Raw genomic sequence first — 18,977 nt, forward strand, 5'->3', positions numbered from 1 at the left:
CTCTCGCATCACACTTCGAAGCGCCAATCATGAGCGAATCATTCCTGATCAATTTCACGCCGCAGGAAACCCGGGTTGCAATGTTGCAGAACGGGGTCGTACAGGAGTTGCATGTCGAGCGCGATCACTCGCGCGGCTTTGTCGGCAATATCTACCTGGGCAAGGTGGTGCGCGTGCTGCCCGGCATGCAGTCGGCCTTCATCGAGATCGGCCTGGATCGCACCGCCTTCCTGCATGTGGCCGACATCTGGTGCGACCGCCATGCCGGTGAGGTGCAGCGCCCGATCGAGAAGATCCTGCACGAGGGCCAGAGCCTGGTCGTACAGGTACTCAAGGACCCGATCGGCACCAAGGGCGCGCGGCTGTCCACGCAGATCAGCATCGCCGGGCGCCTGCTGGTCTACCTGCCGCAGGAGCGGCACATCGGCATTTCGCAGCGGATCGAAAGCGAAGAAGGACGCCTGGCGCTGCGCGAACGCCTGCAACAGCTGGTGCCCGCCGACGAAGCCGGCGGCTTCATCGTCCGCACCATGGCCGAACTGGCCAGCAACGACGAGCTGGCGGCCGATATCGCCTACCTGCGCAAGCTGTGGAGCGAGATCAAGACCCGCACCGTCGGCGCGCTGCCGCCGCTGACCCTGTACCACGACCTCAACCTCGCGCAACGGGTGCTGCGCGACTTGGTCGCGCCCGAGACCGAGAAGATCGTGATCGACTCGCGCGAGAACTTCCAGAAACTCACCGCGTTTGCCAGCGAGTACATGCCGCAGGTCGTCCCCCTGCTGGATCACTACACCGGCGAGCGCACGCTCTTCGACCTGCATGGCGTGGAAGAAGAAATCCAGAAAGCGCTCTCGCGGCGGGTGGATCTGAAAAGTGGCGGCTACCTGATCTTCGACCAGACCGAAGCGCTCACCACCATCGACGTCAACACCGGCGGCTTTGTCGGCGCGCGCACCTTCGACGATACGGTCTTCAAGACCAACCTCGAAGCGACGATCGCGATCGCCCGCCAACTGCGCCTGCGCAACCTCGGCGGCATCATCCTGATCGACTTCATCGACATGGAAAGCGACGAGCACCGCGCCGCAGTGCTGGCCGAGCTGAACAAGGCGCTTTCGCGCGACCACACCAAGGTGTCGGTCGGCGGTTTCACCTCGCTGGGGCTGGTCGAGATGACGCGCAAGCGCACCCGCGAGTCGCTCGCGCACATCCTCTGCGAAGCCTGCCCGACCTGCAACGGCCGTGGCGAGATCAAGACTTCGCGCACGGTCGCCTACGAGATCCTGCGCGAACTCGTGCGCGAAGCACGCCAGTTCAACGCCAAGGAATACCGCGTGCTCGCCGCGCCATCGGTGATCGACCTCTTCCTCGACGAAGAATCGCAGGCGCTGGCAATGCTGTCGGACTTCATCGAGAAGCCGATCTCCTTGCACGCCGAAAGCAGCTACAACCCCGAGCAGTTCGACATCGTGCTGCTGTGAGCCACGCCATCCGCGCGCCAGGCCTGCCGTCCGCCGACGATCGAATCGACGCGATCGATGGCCTGCGCTTCATCGCCGCGATATCGGTGCTGATGTTTCACTTCGCCTTCCGTTGCTGGAACGCCAACAGCCCGGGGGTGATGGCCTACCCGATCCTGAGCGGCATCGCACAGTACGGTTATCTGGGGGTCGATCTGTTCTTCATGATCAGCGGCTTTGTCATTCTGATGAGCGCCGGCCATGGCGAGCCACGCAAGTTCGTCAGGTCGCGCTTCTTGCGACTCTACCCGGCCTATTGGGCCTGCGTGGCGCTCACCTTCATCTGGCTCAGTCTTGCAGCGACCGGCAATCCGCCCGGTGCGCTGCAACTGGCGGCGAACCTGACGATGCTGCAAAGCCTGTTTGCCGTGCCAGATCTCGATGGTTCGTACTGGACACTGGCGGTAGAGCTGCAGTTCTACGCGCTGATCTTCGTCGTGTTGTTACTGCGCCAACTGCCACGAATCGACCTTGTGCTGGCGGCATGGCTCGCGCTTGCGCTGGTGGCCGACCGCATTCCGGCGCTGGGCGCACTCTCTGGCGCGCTGGCGCTGAAGTGGTGCCACTACTTTGTCGCCGGCGCAATCTGCTTCCGAATTCGAAGCGCCGGCCTCACGCCGCTACGTGCAGCCATCCTGGCCCTGGCTTTCCTGCAAGCGCTGCGAAAAGGGCTTTGGTACATGGATCTGAAGGAGCGCCTGACCGCCGTACCGTATGAGCCCATCGTTGTCCTGGTCGCCATCTGCGTCTTCTTCACCGTGTTTCTCTGGCTGGCCCGTGGCGGCGGCCCCAAACGCATTGCCGGCCTGGCCTACCCCGGCGCACTCACCTACCCGCTGTACCTGATCCACGGCGAGATTGGCACCGACTTGCTCATGATGCTGGCAGACCGGGGCGTCAATCGCTGGCTGGCGCTTGTCGCGATCACGGCGCTGATGCTGGGCGCGGCGCACCTGATCCTGCGCCGTGTCGAAGGCCCGCTCTCGCACACCCTCAAACGCTGGCTGGCCACAGCACGGCTCGCTCGGGCCGCTTAGCATGTTGATCCGGGCGGTGGTCTTCGACATGGACGGCTTGCTGCTCGACAGCGAGCGGATCGCCTACGCCTGCGGGCGTGAGGCCTGCGAGGCGCTGGGCCTGCCGTGGCGGGAGGAAACTGCACTCGCAATGATCGGGCGCAACGCACGGGACAACGCTGCGCTGCTGCTTGGGCTGTTCGGCGAATCGCGGCATGTGGCGGCGCACAGTGAGGAATTCGCACGCCGCTACGAGGCGATCATCGCCGAGGGGCGCATCCCGCTGAAACCGGGGGTGCATGAACTGCTCGACCAGCTTGACGCACGCGGCTTGCCGCGCGCGGTGGCCACTTCCACCAGCCATGCTCGCGCGGTATTCAAGCTGGAGCGCTGCGGCCTGGCAGCGCGGATGCATGCGGTGATTGGCGGCGATCAGGTTGCGCAGGGCAAGCCGGCACCGGATATCTTCCTTGCCGCAGCCGCGCGCCTTGGCGTGGCGCCGGCGCAATGCCTTGCACTGGAGGATTCCAACGCTGGCGCGCGTGCCGCGCTGGCGGCCGGCATGGCGGTGCGGATCGTGCCCGATCTGCTGCCGCCGGACCAGGATGTGCTCACGGCGGGCGCGAGAGCGCTCACGTCCCTGTTCGATGTGATCGAGGAGCTTGAATGAAGATCCTGCTTGTTCCGCTGCTCTTGGGCGCCTGCTCGGCCCTCGCGCAAACCCAGAGTGCGCCACAGTCCGGCAACGGCGCGCCACTGCAGCCCCCGGCTGCCGCGATTGGCGGGCCAGTCGGCTCCAGTGCATTCTGTCTGTTTCCCCTGCCGACCGAAGGCGCCACCCAGCGCTGGATCAACCTGGGCATCGTGCAGTACGTGGAAGCGCGCGCCGATGCGGTTCAACTCACCTATGGCGGCGGCAATCTTGGCAGCGGTTACGACGCACGAATCCCGGTCAAGTCTGCCGACGAAGCCCGCGCAGTGCTCACCCGCCTGCGCCAGACCGCCGAAGACTGCACCCGCCGCCCCACGGTCAAGGAGGAACGCAAATGAAGCTGATCGGCATGCTTGATTCACCCTACGTGCGCCGTGTTGCGATCTCGGCACGGCTGATGGGGCTGCCACTTGAACACGAAGCGGTATCGGTATTCCGCCACATCGATCGCTTCCGCGAGATCAACCCGCTGATCAAGGCGCCCACCCTAATCTGCGACGACGGCGGCATCCTGATGGACAGCACGCTGATCCTCGACCACCTCGAATCGCTCGCAGCGCCCGAGCGCCGCCTCACCCCCACCGCGGCGCCAGCGCGCCAGCACACGCTCTACCGGCTCGGGGTTGCGCTCGCCGCGATGGAAAAGGCTGTGCAGTGGTACTACGAAATCGTGCTGCGGCCTGAAGACAAGCGCTGGGACGACTGGATTGCCCGCATCAGCGGGCAGTTGCGCGATGCCTTTGGCTTGCTCGAGTCGGCCTTGCCGGAAGGTGGCGACTGGTTTGGCAGCCACACCCCTGACAGCGCAGATGTGGCCAGCGCGGTCGCATGGCGGTTCGCCGGATTCGTGCTACCCGGCAAGATCGACGAAGCGCATTACCCGCGGCTTCTGGCCCATTCTGCGCGCGCAGAAGCCCACCCCGCGTTCATCACGTTCCCGCTCGACTGAAATGAAAACGGGCGACCCGATGTCGCCCGTTTCATCAACCGGTGCAGCACAGCGCCTGCGTCAGCGCTCCATGATCTGAACGATATCGTCCTTGTTGACCATCGTCGCTTTGCCATCGGCATCGCGCAGCTTGTACATGCCGGACTTCTCGTCAAGTTGCGGCTTGCCGTCTGACACCAGCATGCGGCCTTCCTTGGTGCTCAGGATGTACTGACTGCCGCCGCACGCAGCAAGTCCGAACGACAACGCAACGGCCATCACAACTGCCTTCGAAACACGCTTCATTGCCAAAGCTCCTTTTCTTGGTACGTTGATGATCACCGGCCCATGCCAATGGGTGCAGGCCGCTTTGAAAACCCGGCGGGGCAATCTGCACGCGCCCGCGCAGCAATCGCTGCACCCCGTACAATCGGCGCTTTCAGGATTTATTGCAATCATGATCGGACGCCTGCGCGGCACCCTCGCCGAAAAGAATCCACCCCAGATCCTGCTGGATGTCGGCGGCGTCGGCTACGAACTCGAAGTGCCGATGAGCACCTTCTACAACCTGCCCGCGACCGGCCAACCGGTGACGCTGCACACCCACATGGCGGTGCGGGAAGACGGGCACTTCCTGTATGGCTTTGGCGCCGAAGACGAACGCGTGGCCTTCCGCCAGTTGCTCAAGATTTCCGGCATCGGCGCACGCACCGCGCTTGCCGTGCTATCTGGCCTGTCGGTCAACGAACTGGCGCAAGTCGTCGCATCGCAAGAACCCGGACGGCTGACCAAGGTGCCCGGCATCGGCAAGAAGACGGCCGAACGGCTGTTGCTGGAATTGCGCGACAAGTTGCCAAAAGCCTTGCCTGCCGCCCATGCCCACGCCGCCAGCGCCCCGGCGGGCGCGCAGGGCGACATCGCCAACGCGCTGCTGGCACTGGGCTACAACGACAAGGAAGCGCAGGCGGCACTCAAACAGTTGCCGCCCGACATCGGCGTTTCCGACGGTATCCGCGCGGCCCTCAAGCTGCTCTCCAAAGTCTGATCCGGCCCGAACCATCGCCCGCCCATTTGCTCGCAGGACGCACCATGAACTCCAACATCGAAATCCACCGCCCCCTGACTGACGAGGAACTCGACACCCTCGACGATCTGCTCACGCAGTTCCCCGACTCCGTGTCGCTCGAAGAGCTGGACGGCCTGTTCTGTGCCCTGGTGGTCGGGCCCGAAGTCGTGCCCCCCTCCGAGTGGGTACCCGCCGTGCTCGGCACCGAAGAGCCCGAGTGGGATTCGGACGCGCAGGCGCGCCAGATGATCGAGTTGCTGATGCGGCACTGGAACACCGTCGCTACCGGATTCCGCGAAGACTGGTCCGGCGTGAGCGCCGACGAGGGCTCGGAAGCCATGTACTTCCCGCTGCTGGACGACCCGAAGGAAAGCGGCCACCCGCTCGCCGAAGGCTGGGCACGGGGCTTCCGCGACGGCCTTGAATGGATCGAAGACGAGCACTGGGACGCGCTGGAAGAAGACGAGGAATGCGTCACCCTGCTCAACCTCATCGCCGCGATGGACACCGGCGAAAAGTCGCCCGGCCATCCGCTCACCGAAGACGAGCGCGACGAGGTGCTTAGCCCGCTCGTCGCCGGCCTGCAATACCTCTACGCCTTCTGGCGCCGCTACATGCGGGTGGTCACCGCGCCGCGCGTACCGATGCGCGCGCCCGAACTGCCCGGCCGCAACGATCAGTGCCCCTGCGGCAGCGGCAAGAAGTTCAAGAAGTGCTGCGGCTCGCCTGAGAAGCTCCACTGATCGGGCTTGCTGGGGAGTGGGGAGTCGGGAGTAACGGCTCGCACGGCTCCCCAACTCCCCACTCACCACTCCCCACTCCCCACTCCCCACTCCCCGCCCGCAAAGACCAATGAAGTCCTACGCCCTGCTGTTCGCCTCGATGAGCGTGGTCGGCACCTATGTTGCGCTGTCCAAACCCCTCGTCGCGGCGATTCCAGTGTTCCTGCTGGCGTGGCTGCGCTTTGGCATCGGTGCGGTCGCGATGCTCCGCCAGACGCTGCCGCAAACCGGCGAGCGGATCTCCCCCGCAAGCTGGCGCGCGCTGATCCTGCAGAGCGTTTTCGGCAACTTCCTCTTCTCGATCTGCATGCTCTACGGCGTGTCGATGACCTCGGCCACCGCGGCCGGCGTGATCCTCGCAACGCTGCCGGCGATGGTGGCGTTGCAGTCGTGGCTGATCCTCGGCGAGCGCCTGGCGCCGCGCAATCTGCTGGCGGTGCTGCTGGCGGTTGCCGGCATCGCAACGCTGGCCTTATCGAAAGACCCTGCCGGCGGCCACAACTCGCTGGCGGGCAACCTGCTGCTGCTCGGCGCGGTGGCATGCGAAGCGGCCTACGTGGTGTTCGGCAAGCGGATTGCTGCGCATCTGCCGCCGCTGCGGGTGTCTGCACTGATCAACCTGATCGGTCTGCTGCTGATGACGCCCTTCGGCCTCTGGCAGGCGCTGCACTTTGACTTTGCCGCGGTGGCGCCGGCGATCTGGATTCTGCTGGTGTTCTACGCACTGGGCGCCAGCGTGTTCTCGGTATGGCTCTGGATGAGCGGCCTGCGCGGCGTACCGGCCAACCACGCCGGCGTCTTCACGATTGCGCTGCCGCTCGCCTCCACCACGGTGGGGGTGCTGTTTCTCGGCGAACAGCTTGCGACGGCGCATGTCGTCGCCTTCGTCTGCGCCGTCGCGGGCATTGTGTTGATCACCTTCGGGCGCAGCAAGCCGGCGCCCTGATCCCTCAGCCGAAGGCGACGATCTCGCGCGCGATCTGCTGAAGCGGCACGATGCGATCAACGCCGCCAAGCGCCACCGCCTCCTTGGGCATGCCGTAGACCACGCAGGTGGCCTCGTTCTGCGCGAAGGTCTGGGCGCCGGCTTCGTGCATCTCGCGCAAGCCACGCGCACCGTCGTCACCCATGCCGGTCATGATCACGCCCATCGCATTGCGGCCGGCGCACTGCGCAACGGCGCGGAACAACACATCCACCGAGGGGCGATGGCGATTGACCAGTGGGCCGTCGCGCACCTCAGCCAGATACTGCGCGCCGCTGCGGCGCACCGTGAGATGCCGCCCGCCCGGTGCGATCAGCACGCGGCCGGGGATCACCCGGTCGCCGTTGCGCGCTTCGGCCACTTCAACCTGGCATACGCCGTTGAGCCGCTCGGCAAACAGCGCGGTAAAGCGCTCGGGCATGTGCTGCACCACGACAATGCCGGGGCACACGCCGGGCAGCGCCGCGAGCACCACTTCCAGCGCCTGCGTGCCGCCGGTGGAAGTGCCGATCGCCACGATGCGGTCGGTGGTTTCGGCCATCGCCCGCTGGCCGGGCGGTGGCAGCACCGCATCGGCCGAAAGCTTCTCTGCCGGCGGCGGGGCACTGGCCGCGGCCTTAAGGGCGCCCAGGTTCGCGCGCGCGGCGGCCTTGACCGCCGCAATCAGGTCGTTGGATGCGTCTTCCAGGAAGCTCCTGACACCCGCCTTGGGTTTGGTGATGATGCTCACCGCGCCGGCCGCAAGCGCCTGCAGCGTCGTTTCGGCGCCGCGTTCAGTCAGCGAGGAGCAGATCACCACCGGCGTCGGGCGCTCGGCCATCAGCTTGCGCAGGAAGGTGATGCCGTCCATGCGCGGCATTTCGACATCCAGCACGATCACGTCGGGCCACTGCCGCTTCATCCGTTCCATTGCGAAGATCGGATCGGACGCGGCACCGATCACTTCGATCTCGCGATCGCGCGCCAGCAAGGCAGAAGTGACCTGCCGCACCACGGCGGAATCATCGACCACCATCACCTTGATCGTCGGCTTCATGGGCAGCTCGGCAGATCAGCGGGGTCTTGCAGCAAGGGGCGGTGCCGGCACCAGACATCGCCAGACCAGATGTCAAAGATGATCGTGCGATGCCCCTGCCCGCCCAGATCCCGCGCGCATACATTGAAGCCGTGGGTGCGCATCAGCGATTCGGCGGCGAGGATGTTGCGCTCCGGCACCGCAAGGCCGTCGTCACCCCCACCGCTGCGTTGCAACGTGGGGAACATCGAGCCGCCGCCGAACAGCTTGGCCTGGTACTCCGATGCGGGCGTGTTGAGGCGCTCAAGCTCGTGCAGGAAGCACTCGACCGCCTCGTTGGCATAGCGCGAGTCGCGCTCGGCGCCATTGGGGCGGATACGCGAGGGCAGCAGGAAGTGGCACATCCCGCCCACCCGTCGCCTGGGGTGCCACAAGGTAATCGCCACGCATGAGCCGAGCAGCGTGCGCACGCGGGTGTGCGCATCGCCGAAGTGAAATTCGCCGGGCTTGAGGAAGACATCCTTGTGCGGCGTGCCGTCAGTGCTCATCGCTTCGTCCATAAACCGTCGGCGCCCTTTGAACCAGCATTGGCGTAACGCCCTGCAAGGATTCGGCATGGCCGATCACCAGACGCCCGCCCGGCGCCAGGCAGGCGGCAATCTTCTCGGCCACCTTGCGCTTCATGGCCAGATCGAAGTAGATCATCACGTTGCGCAGAAAGACACAATCAAACGTCCCGATCGCGGGGAAGGCGTCGTTGAGGTTGATCTGCCGGAACTGTACCCGCGCCCTTAGCGTGCGCTCAATCAGGAAGGTGCCGCTTTGCGGCCCGATGCCACGCAGACAATAGCGCCGCAACAGCGCGGGTGGAATCCGCGCGGCGTCCTCGATCGGGTAGCAGGCATGGCTGGCCGCCTGCAGCATGCGGGTGCTCAAATCCGAGGCCAGCACTTGCCAGTCAGACTGCAGGCCCAGGGCCTCGGCGAGCGTCATCGCAATCGAGTAGGGTTCCTCGCCGCTTGAACTGGCCGCGCACCAGACCCGGTAAGGCCTGCGCTTGGCCGCGCGGGCCAGCGCGGTGAGCACCCTGAAGTGGTCGCTCTCGCGGAAAAAGTGGGTTTCATTGGTGGTGAGCAGGTCAAGCGCACGCTGGGTTTCCTCCGCACAGCCGCCATCGGCGATCAAGTGGTAGTAAGCCTCGTAGCTGCCGCAGTTGCAGGCTTGCAAGCGCTTGGCCAAGCGTCCGCTGACGAGCGGACGCTTGCTGTCTGACAAGCTGATACCAGCTACCCGATGCAGGAAACTGCGAAACAGCTCGAATTCCGCCCCGCTGAGTTCAGGCAAGTGCGTCAGTCTCCGGCGTTTCGCTCCAGCAGTGCCTGCTCGGCGGCCGGCGCACTGGCCGACTGCACGGCCAGGCTGGCCATTTCGTCGACCGAGAGCACTTTGTCGAGCTCAAGCAGGATCACGAACTGCTTGCCCAGCTTGCCCATGCCGGCGATGAAGTCAGGCCGGATCTTCACGCCAAAGCTGGGCGGCGGTTCGATCTGGTTGGCGTTGATCTCAACCACTTCGTTCACGGCATCGACCATCACGCCAATCGTTTGCGACTGGCTGGCGGCATCCTCGGCGTCACTATGGATTTCGACGATGACGATGCAGGTTCGCTTTGCCACCTGCGTTGGTGCACGGCCAAAGCGTGCCTGCAGGTCAATCACCGGCAGCACGCTGCCTCGCAGGTTGATTACCCCTCTCACGAAGCTGGGCATCATCGGCACGGTGGTCAGCGCGCCGTATTCAATGATCTCCTTGATCCGCAGAATCTCGACGGCATACAACTCGCCGCCAAGCATGAACGCAAGGTACTGCCGGCTGGTTTCGCCGGACTCGCCCGCCTGAAGCCGGGCGGGCGCGGTCTGGGTGAGGGCACTCATCGCGCCGATCCTAGAATCGCTCGAAGTCGGCTTCATTGGGCGCCGATGCATCGCGCGACACCACCCGCCGTGCCCCGGCTGCAGGCGCCTTGCGGGCGGCCGGGCGGCGCGCGCTGGCCACGCCGCCGGTGGCGCCTTCCACCTTGAAGAAGGCCATCAACTGCTGCAGTTGTTCGGCCTGCCCGCTCATTTCCTCAGACGTGGCGGCCAGTTGTTCAGACGCCGACGCGTTCTGCTGGGTGCTCTGGTTGAGCTGGCTCATCGCGCCGTTGATCTGGCTGACCCCGCTGCTTTGCTCTTCCGACGCCGCCGCAATCTCCTGCACCAGATCGGAAGTCTTGTTGATCGAGGGGACGATTTCATTGAGCAGCGCGCCCGCCCGTTCGGCGGTCTTGACGCTGCCGCTGGCCAGTTCGCCGATTTCCTGTGCCGCCACCTGGCTGCGTTCGGCCAATTTGCGCACCTCGGCCGCCACCACCGCGAAGCCCTTGCCATGCTCACCGGCCCGCGCGGCCTCGATCGCCGCGTTGAGTGCCAACAGATTGGTCTGGTAGGCAATGTCGTCGATGATGCCGATCCGGTCGGCGATCTTCTTCATTGCCTCGACGGTCTGCTGAACCGCACCACCGCCTTCGGTGGCTTCGCGTGCGGCCTTGGTCGCCATGCTGTCGGTGACCTTGGCGTTTTCGGTGTTCTGGCTGATCGACGCGGTCATCTGCTCGATCGAGGCGCTCGTCTCTTCAACGCTGGCCGCCTGCTCCGACGCACCTTGCGAAAGCGACTGCGCGGTGGCGCTGATCTCTTCGGATGCGCTCGAAAGGTTATCCGCCGCACTGCGCACCTCGCCAATCGTGCCTGCGAGTTTTTCAACCGTGGTCTTGATCGCGTACAGCAGGCTGCTCTGGTCTTTCTCGCCAGTGGAAATCTTCACCGTCAGGTCGCCGGCCGCCACCTTGGCCATCATGTCCGCCGCGTAATCCGGCTCGCCACCGAGTTGGCGCATCATGCCGCGGGTAATCCACCAGGCAATAAGCGTAGCAATCAAGACCGCCGCCAGCCCGAGGCCCAGCATGATCCGCAGGGATGCGGCCACATTGGCATCGGCCTCTTTCCCGCTGGTCTCCATCATCTCGGTCTGAAAGTCGATGATCTTGCCCAGTGCAGCGATGTAGGTCGGGGCGCTCTTGGCGGCAACCGTGGTCATGAATTCGCGGGTTTCGGCGAACTTGCCGTCCTCGATCAGATCGAGCATCTTGTCCTGGTGCTCGACGAAGGTGGCGCGCGCGTCCATCACCGCCTTGATCAGTTCGCGCCCCCGATCGGAACGAATGCTCTTGTCGAGCTTATCCAGGTTCTCGGCGGCGACCTTGCGCTTCTCTCGAATCGCTTCGGCCGCCACCTTTGCCTGGGCCAGATCGGCAGCGATCAGCGCATTGCGCAGCGTCAAGGCCTGCGTGTTGAGCACTTCAATCACGTTGTTGGCCCAGACAGTCTTGGGGAAACGGTCGTTCACCATCTTGTCGACCTCGTCGTTGATCTGGTTCAGGCTGCTGATGCCCGTCACCGCCACCGCAATCAGGAGGGCCACGACGGCGCCAAAGCCGAGCGCAAGCCGTTGCCACACCTTCAAAGACCTTGCAGACATTTTGCTTCCCCCTTAACAGCCGTTCTGTGTGATGTTCAATTCGCCTGGAACTGCTTCGTGCCGACTCGCCGCCGGCCCGCCACTCAAACTGCCTGCGCCAATGCGCGCGAACCGTGGGCCGGCACGGTGCCGCCCTGCAAACGCGTTGCCGCGCTGCCGACCAGCGCGCTGACATCGAGTACCAGCGCGACTTCGCCATTGCCAAGAATGGTTGCGTCGCTCACGCCGCGGATGTTCTGGAACAACTTGCCCAAGGGCTTGATCACGGTGTGGAACTCGCCGTGCAGGCTATCGACCAGCAGGCCTGCCTTGCCGCTGCCGGTACGCACCACCACCACGCTCGATCGGCGGGTATTGCGCGTGGCCACCGGCTCACCGACGCTGCCGAGCATTTGATCGAGCCGCAGGAAGGGCAGCACCTCGCCACGCAGGTTCAGGTAGTCCTGCTGCAAATCAAGCGCGGGCGCCTCGATGCATTCGATCACCAGCTCCTGCGGCACGACGAACATTGCGCCCGCAACGCCCACCAGAAAACCGTCGATGATCGCCAGCGTCAGTGGCAGGCGCATCGTGACGGTGGTGCCACGGCCCGGTTCGCTGCCGAGCGACACAACGCCCCGCAGCGCCTGGATGTTGCGCTTGACCACATCCATGCCAACGCCACGCCCGGAAAGCTCGGTGACCGTCTGCGCCGTCGAGAATCCAGGCGCGAAGATCAGGTTGAAGACCTCGCTGTCGCTGAGCTGATCGCCCGGGGCCACGAGACCGCGTTCGATGCCTTTCTTGAGCAGGCGCTCGCGCGAGAGGCCCGCACCGTCGTCGCGCACCGTGATCACGATGCTGCCCGAGTCGTGGCACGCCGCCAGCGTCAGCGTGCCGCAACGGGGCTTGCCCGCCGCCGCGCGCACTTCCGGCGCCTCGATGCCGTGGTCGATCGCGTTGCGCACCAGGTGCATCAGCGGATCGGCCAGCTTTTCAACCATCGTCTTGTCGAGTTCGGTGTCGCCGCCTTCGATCTGCAACTCGATCTCTTTGCCCAGCTCACGGGCGGTATCGCGCACGATGCGGTTGAAACGGTTGAAGGTTTCGGCCAACTGCACCATGCGCAGTTGCAAGGCATCGTCGCGGATCTGCTCGACCAGGTGGGTGAGCGACGCGGTGGCTTCCTGCAAGGCCGCGTCCTTGAGGGCGAGCGCGCGCAGATTCACGCCCGCGCTGGCCACCACCAGTTCGCCAACAAGGTTGATCAATTGATCGAGCTTGTCGGCGCGCACCCTGACAAAGCGGCTTTCCTGTGCAACACGCTCGCGCACCCGCAACTGTTTATCCAGCGCCGCGTTCAGCACCGGTGCCTCGACCGACTGCTGGCCGAGCAGAATTTCGCCCAGTTGCGGCGGCGCCTCGCCCGGCACCCGCCGCTGACCCTGCGCCGACAGCCCGGCCGCCAGTTCGGCCTCGGTTAGTGAGCCGCTGCGCACCAGCAACTCGCCCAGGCGGATGTCGTCTTCCGGCATCGCCGCGATGAGCTGCACATACTCGGCCAGCTTGCTGTGCGGCGGCAGGATGCGCAGCGCGCAGTCATCCCGCACGAACTCGAAGGCGTCAGCGATGGTCTGCCGATCAGCGTCGGTCATCAGTGCGATTTCAAAGCCGAGATAGCAGGTTTCCGGGTCCATCGTCGCGGCGTCGGGCATACCGTCGAACACCGTGCTCACGCTGATCAGGCGCCCGAGCGAGCCGAGGTAGCGGACAAACGAAAGCGGGTCCATGCCGTTGCGCAGCACATCCGGGCCGAAGCGCACCGAGATATGCCAGTGTTCGGAGGCCACGCCTCCGTGCGCGGCCGGTACCGGCTCGGCAATCGGGTCCGCCGTGCGCAAAAGCGCCCCGCCAGCAGCCGCTGGCGCAAGATAGTCGTTGAGCTGCGCCACCAACTCTGCGCCATGGGCGTCGGTATTGGGGTGGGGTGCAGGGCTCTTGGCGAGCGTATCGGCCTCTGCCTCGGCCAGCAGCGCGGCGATCTGGTCGCCGCACACCAGGAGCAGCGAGACCAACGGTGGCAGAAGCCGTATCGCGCCATCGCGCACCCGCTGCAACACACTCTCGACCACATGAGTGAAGCGGACGATTCGCTCAAAATCGAACAGGCCCGCCGACCCCTTGATGGTGTGCGCAGCGCGGAACAACGCGTTGATCGTTTCATCGTCGGCCGCATTCGATTCAAGCGCGAGAAGGGTGTCCTCAATCACTTGCAGCATTTCGCGACTCTCGGCGAAAAAGGTGTCGCGCGCTTCGTTCAAGGCAGGGTTGCTACTCATCGCTGACGTCCTCAAGCCCGAAGTACAAGCGGGTCGCCGAAGTAGCCGGCAAGACCCAGCAGGTCGATAACGGCCAGCGTGGCCTCGCTATGCGCCACCAGCCGAACTGATTTTCCGGTGCGCAGCGCCTCGCGCTTGGCCAGCAGCAGCAGCTGCAACCCGGCAGAGTCAATCTCCGTCACCCCTGCGAGGTTGATTTCCAGCTCCTCGCTGTCTGCGATTGCAGCCATCAAGGGTGGCTTGCTTTCCGCCGCCTGGTAGATCGTGAATTCCCCTTCAAGCCGGGCAACGCTGCGGCCGGCCTCGCTGCTGATCTGGATCATGCTGCACGGGCTCCATCGGTTTGCATCAAGGCCCCTCAGGGCAGGCAAAGCTTGGCTACGGCATTGAGCATCTGTGCCGGCTGGAAGGGCTTGACGATCCAGGCGCGCGCACCGGCCGCCTGCCCTTCTTTCTTCTTCGCTTCCTCGCTCTCGGTGGTCAGCATGATCACCGGCGTGAAGCGATGTTGCGTCGTCTTCTTGAGTTCCTTGACGAAGCTGATGCCATCAAGGTTGGGCATGTTCACATCGCAAATGATCAGATTCAGCTTCTGGCCATTGAGCTTGCCCAGTGCATCTTTACCATCGCAGGCCTCGACCACGTCGTATCCCGCACTCTTGAGCGTAATGCTGACGACCTGACGAACGCTGGCCGAGTCATCCACCACCATGACGGTCTTGTTCATCTGACTTCCTAGAAGAATGTGATATCTGAAGCGTTGCTGGCGGCCTTGGCCTGCCCACCCGCATGATTGATGCGCTGCTCGGCCATGGCGTAACGCCGCTCCATCTCGGCAAGCCAGGTCGTCGGATCCAGGCGCTCCAGGCTGTCGGCACCGCCTTCCGGATCAACGTCGCGCACGACGTCCTGCAACTTGCTCATGTCGGCACAGACCAGCGTGAGAATCTGGCTGATGCGATCCTGAAACTGAAACCCCACCAGCAGGGTTTCAATCTGTGCGCTGATTTCACGGCTGTCGCGCTGCAGCACATCAGACGACGCGATCACCTCCTGCGCGCTGGTTTCAAGACTGACCAGCACCTCTCGGATCGCACTTTCGGCATCCACCACCACACGGCTGTCTTCGGCGGCCGAGGCGCTGGCCACATTGGCGGCGGAGCTCATCGCCTCACCCACACGTTGTACCCGCTCACTGATCCGCTGCCCTGTCTGGCCAGAGGCGGTGGAGAGCTTGCGTACTTCGTCGGCCACCACCGCAAAGCCGCGCCCGGCCTCGCCCGCGCGGGCCGCTTCAATGGCGGCGTTCAGGGCCAGCAGATTGGTCTGGGCTGCGATACCAGCGACCTCGCCCGCCATGGTGCGAAGTTCGCCGGTGGTGCTTTCCAGTCGCTGGATCTCCCCCAGCAGCGTGTTCTTGACTTCCATCACCGATGAGAGCGCGCCGATCACCGGCAGCAAGCGTGCCTCACACTCCTGGAGTGCGCCGACAAACCCGGCGCCGTGCTCCTGATCGCCGCTGATCTGGGCGGTGCGGATCGCCTCCTGCAGGCGCACGACCACCTCGCCAAAACTCACCACCAGGCGCTCGACCGACACCATGGTTTCGGTGCGGGCCGTTTCAACATGCCGCGCCCACAGCGGCAACAGCTCGTCACACAAGGCCGCCAGCCGCCTCTGTCGCTCCACCACATGGCGGTAGTGCCGCTCCATCCGGACGGCCGCGGCGGCGGCATCGTGGCGTTTCTCGGTCAGTTTTCTGATCGGGGCACGAATCACCAGCAACGCAACAACCAGCACCAGGTTGTAGAGCCCTATCGCGACAAACGCCGCGCCCGACCACTGCGCCGCAAAGCCGATCGCCACGGTGCCGAGCAGCGCCACGCCCGCCGCAATCGCAAGCATGAAGCGGCGAATCTCTGGCCAGCTTGGCCCCGGCGCAGCGCACAGGGCTGCCGCATCCGGTTGCTTGTTCTCTGACGCAATCGCTTTCGTCACGCTGCCAGCCCCCCACGATCCGTTTGCCCACCCTTGCAGGTAATGCCACCCACTGGATGCCAAACGGCCGGGCGCCGAGAAACTTGAGGGAATTTTTCACACGGCCGTCCGCGCGTTTGTCGAATGTCAAATGCGTGACAATGTCTGGCGCCGCTCGCCGCAAGCTGCTATGGAAGCAGCACGCGCAAAACGTGCCCTGACGGACAGGCTAAACTCACGCCATGATCGAAACTGACCGCCTTGCCCCCCTCCCGCCGCCCGAACGCATCATTTCAGCGGTGCCCGCCTCCGCACAGGAAGAGGCGCTGGAGCGCGCGCTGCGCCCCAAGCGCCTGGCCGACTACACCGGGCAGGTGAAGATCCGCGAACAGCTTGAAATCTTCATTGGCGCCGCGCGCAAGCGCAAGGAAGCGCTCGATCACGTCCTGCTCTTCGGCCCGCCGGGGCTGGGCAAGACCACGCTGGCCCACATCATTGCCGCCGAGATGGGCGTGAACCTGCGCCAGACCTCCGGCCCGGTGCTCGAACGCGCCGGCGACCTCGCCGCACTGCTGACCAACCTCGAACCGCACGACGTGCTGTTCATCGACGAAATCCACCGCCTCTCGCCAGTGGTTGAAGAAGTGCTCTACCCGGCGCTGGAGGACTACCAGATCGACATCATGATCGGCGAGGGCCCCGCCGCCCGCTCGGTCAAGCTGGACCTGCCGCCCTTTACGCTGGTCGGCGCCACCACGCGCGCCGGCATGCTGACCAACCCGCTGCGCGACCGCTTCGGTATCGTCTCGCGGCTGGAGTTCTACAACGCCGAAGAACTGCGCCAGATCGTCGGGCGCTCGGCGCAGCTGCTCAAGGTAACGATCGAAGACGATGGCGCACTGGAGATCGCACGCCGCGCCCGCGGCACCCCGCGAATCGCCAACCGGCTGTTGCGCCGGGTGCGCGACTTCGCCGAGGTCAAAGCCGATGGCGAAATCACCCGTCCGGTGGCCGATGCCGCGCTGACGATGCTCGACGTCGACCCGGTCGGCCTCGACATCATGGACCGCAAGCTGCTCGACGCGGTGATCGAGAAATTCTCCGGCGGCCCGGTCGGCGTCGACAACCTTGCGGCGGCGATCGGTGAATCGCGCGACACGATCGAAGACGTACTGGAGCCCTACCTGATCCAGCAAGGCTATCTGCAACGCACGCCACGCGGCCGCGTTGCAACCGCTGCGGTGTACCGCCACCTCGGCCTGCTGCCGCCCAACAGCGCAACGGCGGAACTCTGGAAGGACTGAGCCGCGCGGGGTGTGACAACCGGCACGGCAGGCGCATGGCACAGGCCCTCTGCAATCCTGCCTTGCAGTAGGATTTTGCCCGTCCTCCCTCCCCGAAGCAGCGCCGCAATGGCTCACGAGAACCCTTACGCACCACCGGTTGCAACCGTCTTTGACGCGCCCGAGTCCCGCTCGGGCTCCCTCGAACTACTGCACCCTCTGGGCCGGCGTGTCGGTACTGACCGTCCTTGGCAGTGGCTCCAGAATGCTTGGGCCCTATTCAAACCCGAAGCATTGAAATGGTGGATCGTGATCGCTGCGGCAACTGCGCTTCACGTTGCCGTGATTCGTGTGCCGGGTCTATCACCGTTTTCGCTGATTGTTACGCTGCTGGCTCCCCTCTTTCTGGCCGGGGTCGGCGTCTGTGCCAACAACGTAAATCTGACGGCCAAATTCTCGCTGACAGACCTGCTTGCCGGGTTCAAGCATCGCCCAGTGCCATTACTTCAGGTAGGAGCGTGCTGCGTGGTGCTCGATCTGGCCTGCCTTACGCTTGACTACTTCGTGTTCGGCCTCAAGGATCCTCTAGTGGTGTTCTTTGGTCTTGGCTCTGACCAGGACACCGAGCGATTCATGAATGCGCAAGGCGCCGTGTACTGGATCACTCAGGTCGGAACTTCCTGGCTGATTCTTTCTATCTCAGCCTTTGCACCATATCTGATACACGAACACGGCTTGTCGGCGCCGAAGGCCATGTTCGCCAGTGCCGCCGGCTGGCACAAGAACACACCAGCGCTCCTCGTATTGGGCTTCTGGCTCTTTGTCCTTGCCATCGGGGCGACGATTCCGTTCGGCTTAGGATGGTTAGCCCTCTTACCGGTGCTGTTTTTGCTCGAATACTGCGCCTACCGCGATATCTACCTCGCATCTGACTGATCCCTGTGCGAAGTCGCCGCGCGCCTGCGGGGGCGCGGTATGATCGCCGCACCTTCCACTCCTTCAGAAAGCGCGCCATGTCTGCCGAGAATCCCTACTCGCCGCCCGTAGCGACGGTCAAGGACGTTGTTGAATCCGCCGACGGCGCAGGCTTCCTGCCCGAAGGTCGCAAGGTGGCGGCCGGCCGCGGGCTGGCGTGGATCACCGAAGCGTTCAGCATGGTGTTCGCACAACTGGGCCCGTGGGTGCTGATGTGGTTGCTGATGATGGTGATCATCGTCGTGCTGAGCATGATTCCGCTGCTCGGCATGGTCAGCAATATCCTCTTGCCGGTGCTGTTCGCCGGCTTCATCGTTGCAGCGGCCAAGCAGGATGCTGGCGAGCGCGTCGAAGTGGGCGACCTGTTCGCCGGCTTCCGCGAAAAATTCGGGCCGCTCGCCCTGGTGGGTCTGCTGTTCCTCGTTGCATCCTTCGTGGTGTTCGGAATCATCTTCGCGGTCGGCGCGGTGACGGTATTCGCATCGGTGATGAGTGGCGGCAGCCAGGCCTTGCTCGCCAACATCGGCTTGCTGCTGCTTGCAATACCGGTTTTCATGGCCGCCGGCCTGCTCGTGTATTCGCTGATCTGGTTCGCCCCGGCCCTGGTTCTGCGGCACGACATGCAACCACTTGACGCCATGAAGACCAGCTTCAAGGTCACGCTCCGCAATCTGCCCGCCGCGATCGTGTTCAGCCTGGTCGCAACGGTCGTGATGATCATCGCCGTGATCCCGTTCGGCCTCGGCCTCCTGGTTGCGGGCCCTGCGATGTCGGTGTCGATCTACACCGCCTACCGCGACCTCTTCCTGGAGCGCTGA

The 18,977-nt window shown here is 64.4% G+C and carries 21 protein-coding genes; 11 read left to right on the plus strand and 10 right to left on the minus strand.

Annotated elements, in window-relative coordinates:
- Positions 1 to 29 precede the first annotated feature (29 nt).
- The 5 genes from rng to OPU71_RS01160 are packed head-to-tail and all read left to right on the plus strand — an operon-like array spanning position 30 to position 4,200.
- A complete protein-coding gene (gene rng, locus OPU71_RS01140) occupies positions 30 to 1,484 on the plus strand; it encodes a ribonuclease G (RefSeq protein WP_267724137.1) in 1,455 nt (484 codons plus the stop codon).
- A complete protein-coding gene (locus OPU71_RS01145; RefSeq protein WP_267724139.1) occupies positions 1,481 to 2,560 on the plus strand; it encodes an acyltransferase family protein in 1,080 nt (359 codons plus the stop codon). Before rng ends, OPU71_RS01145 begins: the two co-directional genes overlap by 4 nt.
- Before the next feature lies 1 nt (position 2,561).
- Positions 2,562 to 3,209, plus strand: a complete 648-nt coding sequence (locus OPU71_RS01150) for an HAD family hydrolase (protein ID WP_267724141.1) — start codon at positions 2,562 to 2,564, stop codon at positions 3,207 to 3,209.
- Positions 3,206 to 3,589 (plus strand): hypothetical protein, encoded by a 384-nt coding sequence (locus tag OPU71_RS01155; protein ID WP_267724144.1) that lies wholly within the window; start codon positions 3,206 to 3,208, stop codon positions 3,587 to 3,589. Before OPU71_RS01150 ends, OPU71_RS01155 begins: the two co-directional genes overlap by 4 nt.
- On the plus strand, positions 3,586 to 4,200 hold the full coding sequence (locus OPU71_RS01160; protein WP_267724146.1) for a glutathione S-transferase family protein: 615 nt from the start codon (positions 3,586 to 3,588) through the stop codon (positions 4,198 to 4,200). Before OPU71_RS01155 ends, OPU71_RS01160 begins: the two co-directional genes overlap by 4 nt.
- A 60-nt stretch (positions 4,201 to 4,260) precedes the next feature.
- Here OPU71_RS01160 and OPU71_RS01165 read toward each other — a convergent pair whose 3' ends face one another.
- Positions 4,261 to 4,485 (minus strand): YgdI/YgdR family lipoprotein, encoded by a 225-nt coding sequence (locus tag OPU71_RS01165; protein ID WP_267724149.1) that lies wholly within the window; start codon positions 4,483 to 4,485, stop codon positions 4,261 to 4,263.
- Between the two features lie 151 nt (positions 4,486 to 4,636).
- Here OPU71_RS01165 and ruvA point away from each other — a divergent pair, with 151 nt between their 5' ends.
- The 3 genes from ruvA to OPU71_RS01180 all read left to right on the plus strand — a co-directional run bounded on the left by ruvA (position 4,637) and on the right by OPU71_RS01180 (position 6,973).
- Complete coding sequence (ruvA, locus tag OPU71_RS01170; RefSeq protein WP_267724151.1) at positions 4,637 to 5,224, plus strand: Holliday junction branch migration protein RuvA; 588 nt, start codon at positions 4,637 to 4,639, stop codon at positions 5,222 to 5,224.
- Between the two features lie 44 nt (positions 5,225 to 5,268).
- On the plus strand, positions 5,269 to 5,988 hold the full coding sequence (locus OPU71_RS01175) for a UPF0149 family protein (protein WP_267724153.1): 720 nt from the start codon (positions 5,269 to 5,271) through the stop codon (positions 5,986 to 5,988).
- A 109-nt stretch (positions 5,989 to 6,097) separates the two neighbouring features.
- On the plus strand, positions 6,098 to 6,973 hold the full coding sequence (locus OPU71_RS01180; RefSeq protein ID WP_267724155.1) for a DMT family transporter: 876 nt from the start codon (positions 6,098 to 6,100) through the stop codon (positions 6,971 to 6,973).
- 4 nt (positions 6,974 to 6,977) lie between these two features.
- Here OPU71_RS01180 and OPU71_RS01185 read toward each other — a convergent pair whose 3' ends face one another.
- From OPU71_RS01185 to OPU71_RS01225, 9 genes are all read right to left on the minus strand, one after another.
- The gene (locus OPU71_RS01185; protein ID WP_267724157.1) at positions 6,978 to 8,048 is read right to left on the minus strand and encodes a protein-glutamate methylesterase/protein-glutamine glutaminase; all 1,071 of its coding nucleotides are present in this window, start codon (positions 8,046 to 8,048) and stop codon (positions 6,978 to 6,980) included.
- Complete coding sequence (locus OPU71_RS01190; RefSeq protein ID WP_267724159.1) at positions 8,045 to 8,575, minus strand: chemotaxis protein CheD; 531 nt, start codon at positions 8,573 to 8,575, stop codon at positions 8,045 to 8,047. Before OPU71_RS01190 ends, OPU71_RS01185 begins: the two co-directional genes overlap by 4 nt.
- Entirely contained in the window at positions 8,565 to 9,371 is an 807-nt protein-coding gene (locus tag OPU71_RS01195) for a CheR family methyltransferase (RefSeq protein WP_267724160.1), read from the minus strand. Before OPU71_RS01195 ends, OPU71_RS01190 begins: the two co-directional genes overlap by 11 nt.
- 5 nt (positions 9,372 to 9,376) lie before the next feature.
- A complete protein-coding gene (locus OPU71_RS01200) occupies positions 9,377 to 9,961 on the minus strand; it encodes a chemotaxis protein CheW (protein WP_267724163.1) in 585 nt (194 codons plus the stop codon).
- Between the two features lie 10 nt (positions 9,962 to 9,971).
- Positions 9,972 to 11,606 (minus strand): methyl-accepting chemotaxis protein, encoded by a 1,635-nt coding sequence (locus OPU71_RS01205; RefSeq protein ID WP_267724165.1) that lies wholly within the window; start codon positions 11,604 to 11,606, stop codon positions 9,972 to 9,974.
- 83 nt (positions 11,607 to 11,689) lie between these two features.
- A complete protein-coding gene (locus OPU71_RS01210) occupies positions 11,690 to 13,924 on the minus strand; it encodes a chemotaxis protein CheA (protein WP_267724167.1) in 2,235 nt (744 codons plus the stop codon).
- A gap of 11 nt (positions 13,925 to 13,935) precedes the next feature.
- On the minus strand, positions 13,936 to 14,247 hold the full coding sequence (locus tag OPU71_RS01215) for an STAS domain-containing protein (RefSeq protein ID WP_267724169.1): 312 nt from the start codon (positions 14,245 to 14,247) through the stop codon (positions 13,936 to 13,938).
- 35 nt (positions 14,248 to 14,282) lie between these two features.
- Positions 14,283 to 14,651, minus strand: coding sequence for a response regulator (locus OPU71_RS01220; RefSeq protein ID WP_267724171.1), 369 nt, complete (start codon positions 14,649 to 14,651; stop codon positions 14,283 to 14,285).
- 8 nt (positions 14,652 to 14,659) lie between these two features.
- Entirely contained in the window at positions 14,660 to 15,922 is a 1,263-nt protein-coding gene (locus tag OPU71_RS01225) for a methyl-accepting chemotaxis protein (RefSeq protein ID WP_324256021.1), read from the minus strand.
- Positions 15,923 to 16,143: 221 nt separating this feature from the next.
- On the opposite strand from OPU71_RS01225, the gene ruvB reads away from it, so the two are divergent.
- The 3 genes from ruvB (at position 16,144) to OPU71_RS01240 (ending at position 18,977) form a co-directional block, all read left to right on the plus strand.
- The gene (gene ruvB / locus OPU71_RS01230; protein ID WP_267724173.1) at positions 16,144 to 17,205 is read left to right on the plus strand and encodes a Holliday junction branch migration DNA helicase RuvB; all 1,062 of its coding nucleotides are present in this window, start codon (positions 16,144 to 16,146) and stop codon (positions 17,203 to 17,205) included.
- A 108-nt stretch (positions 17,206 to 17,313) separates the two neighbouring features.
- A complete protein-coding gene (locus tag OPU71_RS01235) occupies positions 17,314 to 18,120 on the plus strand; it encodes a BPSS1780 family membrane protein (RefSeq protein WP_267724174.1) in 807 nt (268 codons plus the stop codon).
- A 77-nt stretch (positions 18,121 to 18,197) separates the two neighbouring features.
- Positions 18,198 to 18,977 carry a BPSS1780 family membrane protein gene (locus OPU71_RS01240; RefSeq protein WP_267724175.1) on the plus strand — a complete coding sequence of 260 codons (780 nt, stop codon included), beginning with the start codon at positions 18,198 to 18,200 and terminating at the stop codon, positions 18,975 to 18,977.

Source organism: Niveibacterium sp. 24ML, assembly GCF_026586805.1.
GTDB lineage: Bacteria > Pseudomonadota > Gammaproteobacteria > Burkholderiales > Rhodocyclaceae > Niveibacterium.

What these genes read in the sequence shown, in the direction of transcription:
- OPU71_RS01160 (WP_267724146.1), top strand. Translation starts at nt 3,586, where the DNA reads ATGAAGCTGATCGGCATGCTTGATTCACCCTACGTGCGCCGTGTTGCG.
- ruvA (WP_267724151.1), top strand. Translation starts at nt 4,637, where the DNA reads ATGATCGGACGCCTGCGCGGCACCCTCGCCGAAAAGAATCCACCCCAG.
- OPU71_RS01155 (WP_267724144.1), top strand. Translation starts at nt 3,206, where the DNA reads ATGAAGATCCTGCTTGTTCCGCTGCTCTTGGGCGCCTGCTCGGCCCTC.
- OPU71_RS01185 (WP_267724157.1), bottom strand. Translation starts at nt 8,048, where the DNA reads ATGAAGCCGACGATCAAGGTGATGGTGGTCGATGATTCCGCCGTGGTG.
- OPU71_RS01215 (WP_267724169.1), bottom strand. Translation starts at nt 14,247, where the DNA reads ATGATCCAGATCAGCAGCGAGGCCGGCCGCAGCGTTGCCCGGCTTGAA.
- OPU71_RS01180 (WP_267724155.1), top strand. Translation starts at nt 6,098, where the DNA reads ATGAAGTCCTACGCCCTGCTGTTCGCCTCGATGAGCGTGGTCGGCACC.
- OPU71_RS01150 (WP_267724141.1), top strand. Translation starts at nt 2,562, where the DNA reads ATGTTGATCCGGGCGGTGGTCTTCGACATGGACGGCTTGCTGCTCGAC.
- OPU71_RS01235 (WP_267724174.1), top strand. Translation starts at nt 17,314, where the DNA reads ATGGCTCACGAGAACCCTTACGCACCACCGGTTGCAACCGTCTTTGAC.
- OPU71_RS01165 (WP_267724149.1), bottom strand. Translation starts at nt 4,485, where the DNA reads ATGAAGCGTGTTTCGAAGGCAGTTGTGATGGCCGTTGCGTTGTCGTTC.
- OPU71_RS01210 (WP_267724167.1), bottom strand. Translation starts at nt 13,924, where the DNA reads ATGAGTAGCAACCCTGCCTTGAACGAAGCGCGCGACACCTTTTTCGCC.
- OPU71_RS01200 (WP_267724163.1), bottom strand. Translation starts at nt 9,961, where the DNA reads ATGAGTGCCCTCACCCAGACCGCGCCCGCCCGGCTTCAGGCGGGCGAG.
- OPU71_RS01220 (WP_267724171.1), bottom strand. Translation starts at nt 14,651, where the DNA reads ATGAACAAGACCGTCATGGTGGTGGATGACTCGGCCAGCGTTCGTCAG.
- ruvB (WP_267724173.1), top strand. Translation starts at nt 16,144, where the DNA reads ATGATCGAAACTGACCGCCTTGCCCCCCTCCCGCCGCCCGAACGCATC.
- OPU71_RS01175 (WP_267724153.1), top strand. Translation starts at nt 5,269, where the DNA reads ATGAACTCCAACATCGAAATCCACCGCCCCCTGACTGACGAGGAACTC.
- OPU71_RS01190 (WP_267724159.1), bottom strand. Translation starts at nt 8,575, where the DNA reads ATGAGCACTGACGGCACGCCGCACAAGGATGTCTTCCTCAAGCCCGGC.
- OPU71_RS01240 (WP_267724175.1), top strand. Translation starts at nt 18,198, where the DNA reads ATGTCTGCCGAGAATCCCTACTCGCCGCCCGTAGCGACGGTCAAGGAC.
- rng (WP_267724137.1), top strand. Translation starts at nt 30, where the DNA reads ATGAGCGAATCATTCCTGATCAATTTCACGCCGCAGGAAACCCGGGTT.
- OPU71_RS01205 (WP_267724165.1), bottom strand. Translation starts at nt 11,606, where the DNA reads ATGTCTGCAAGGTCTTTGAAGGTGTGGCAACGGCTTGCGCTCGGCTTT.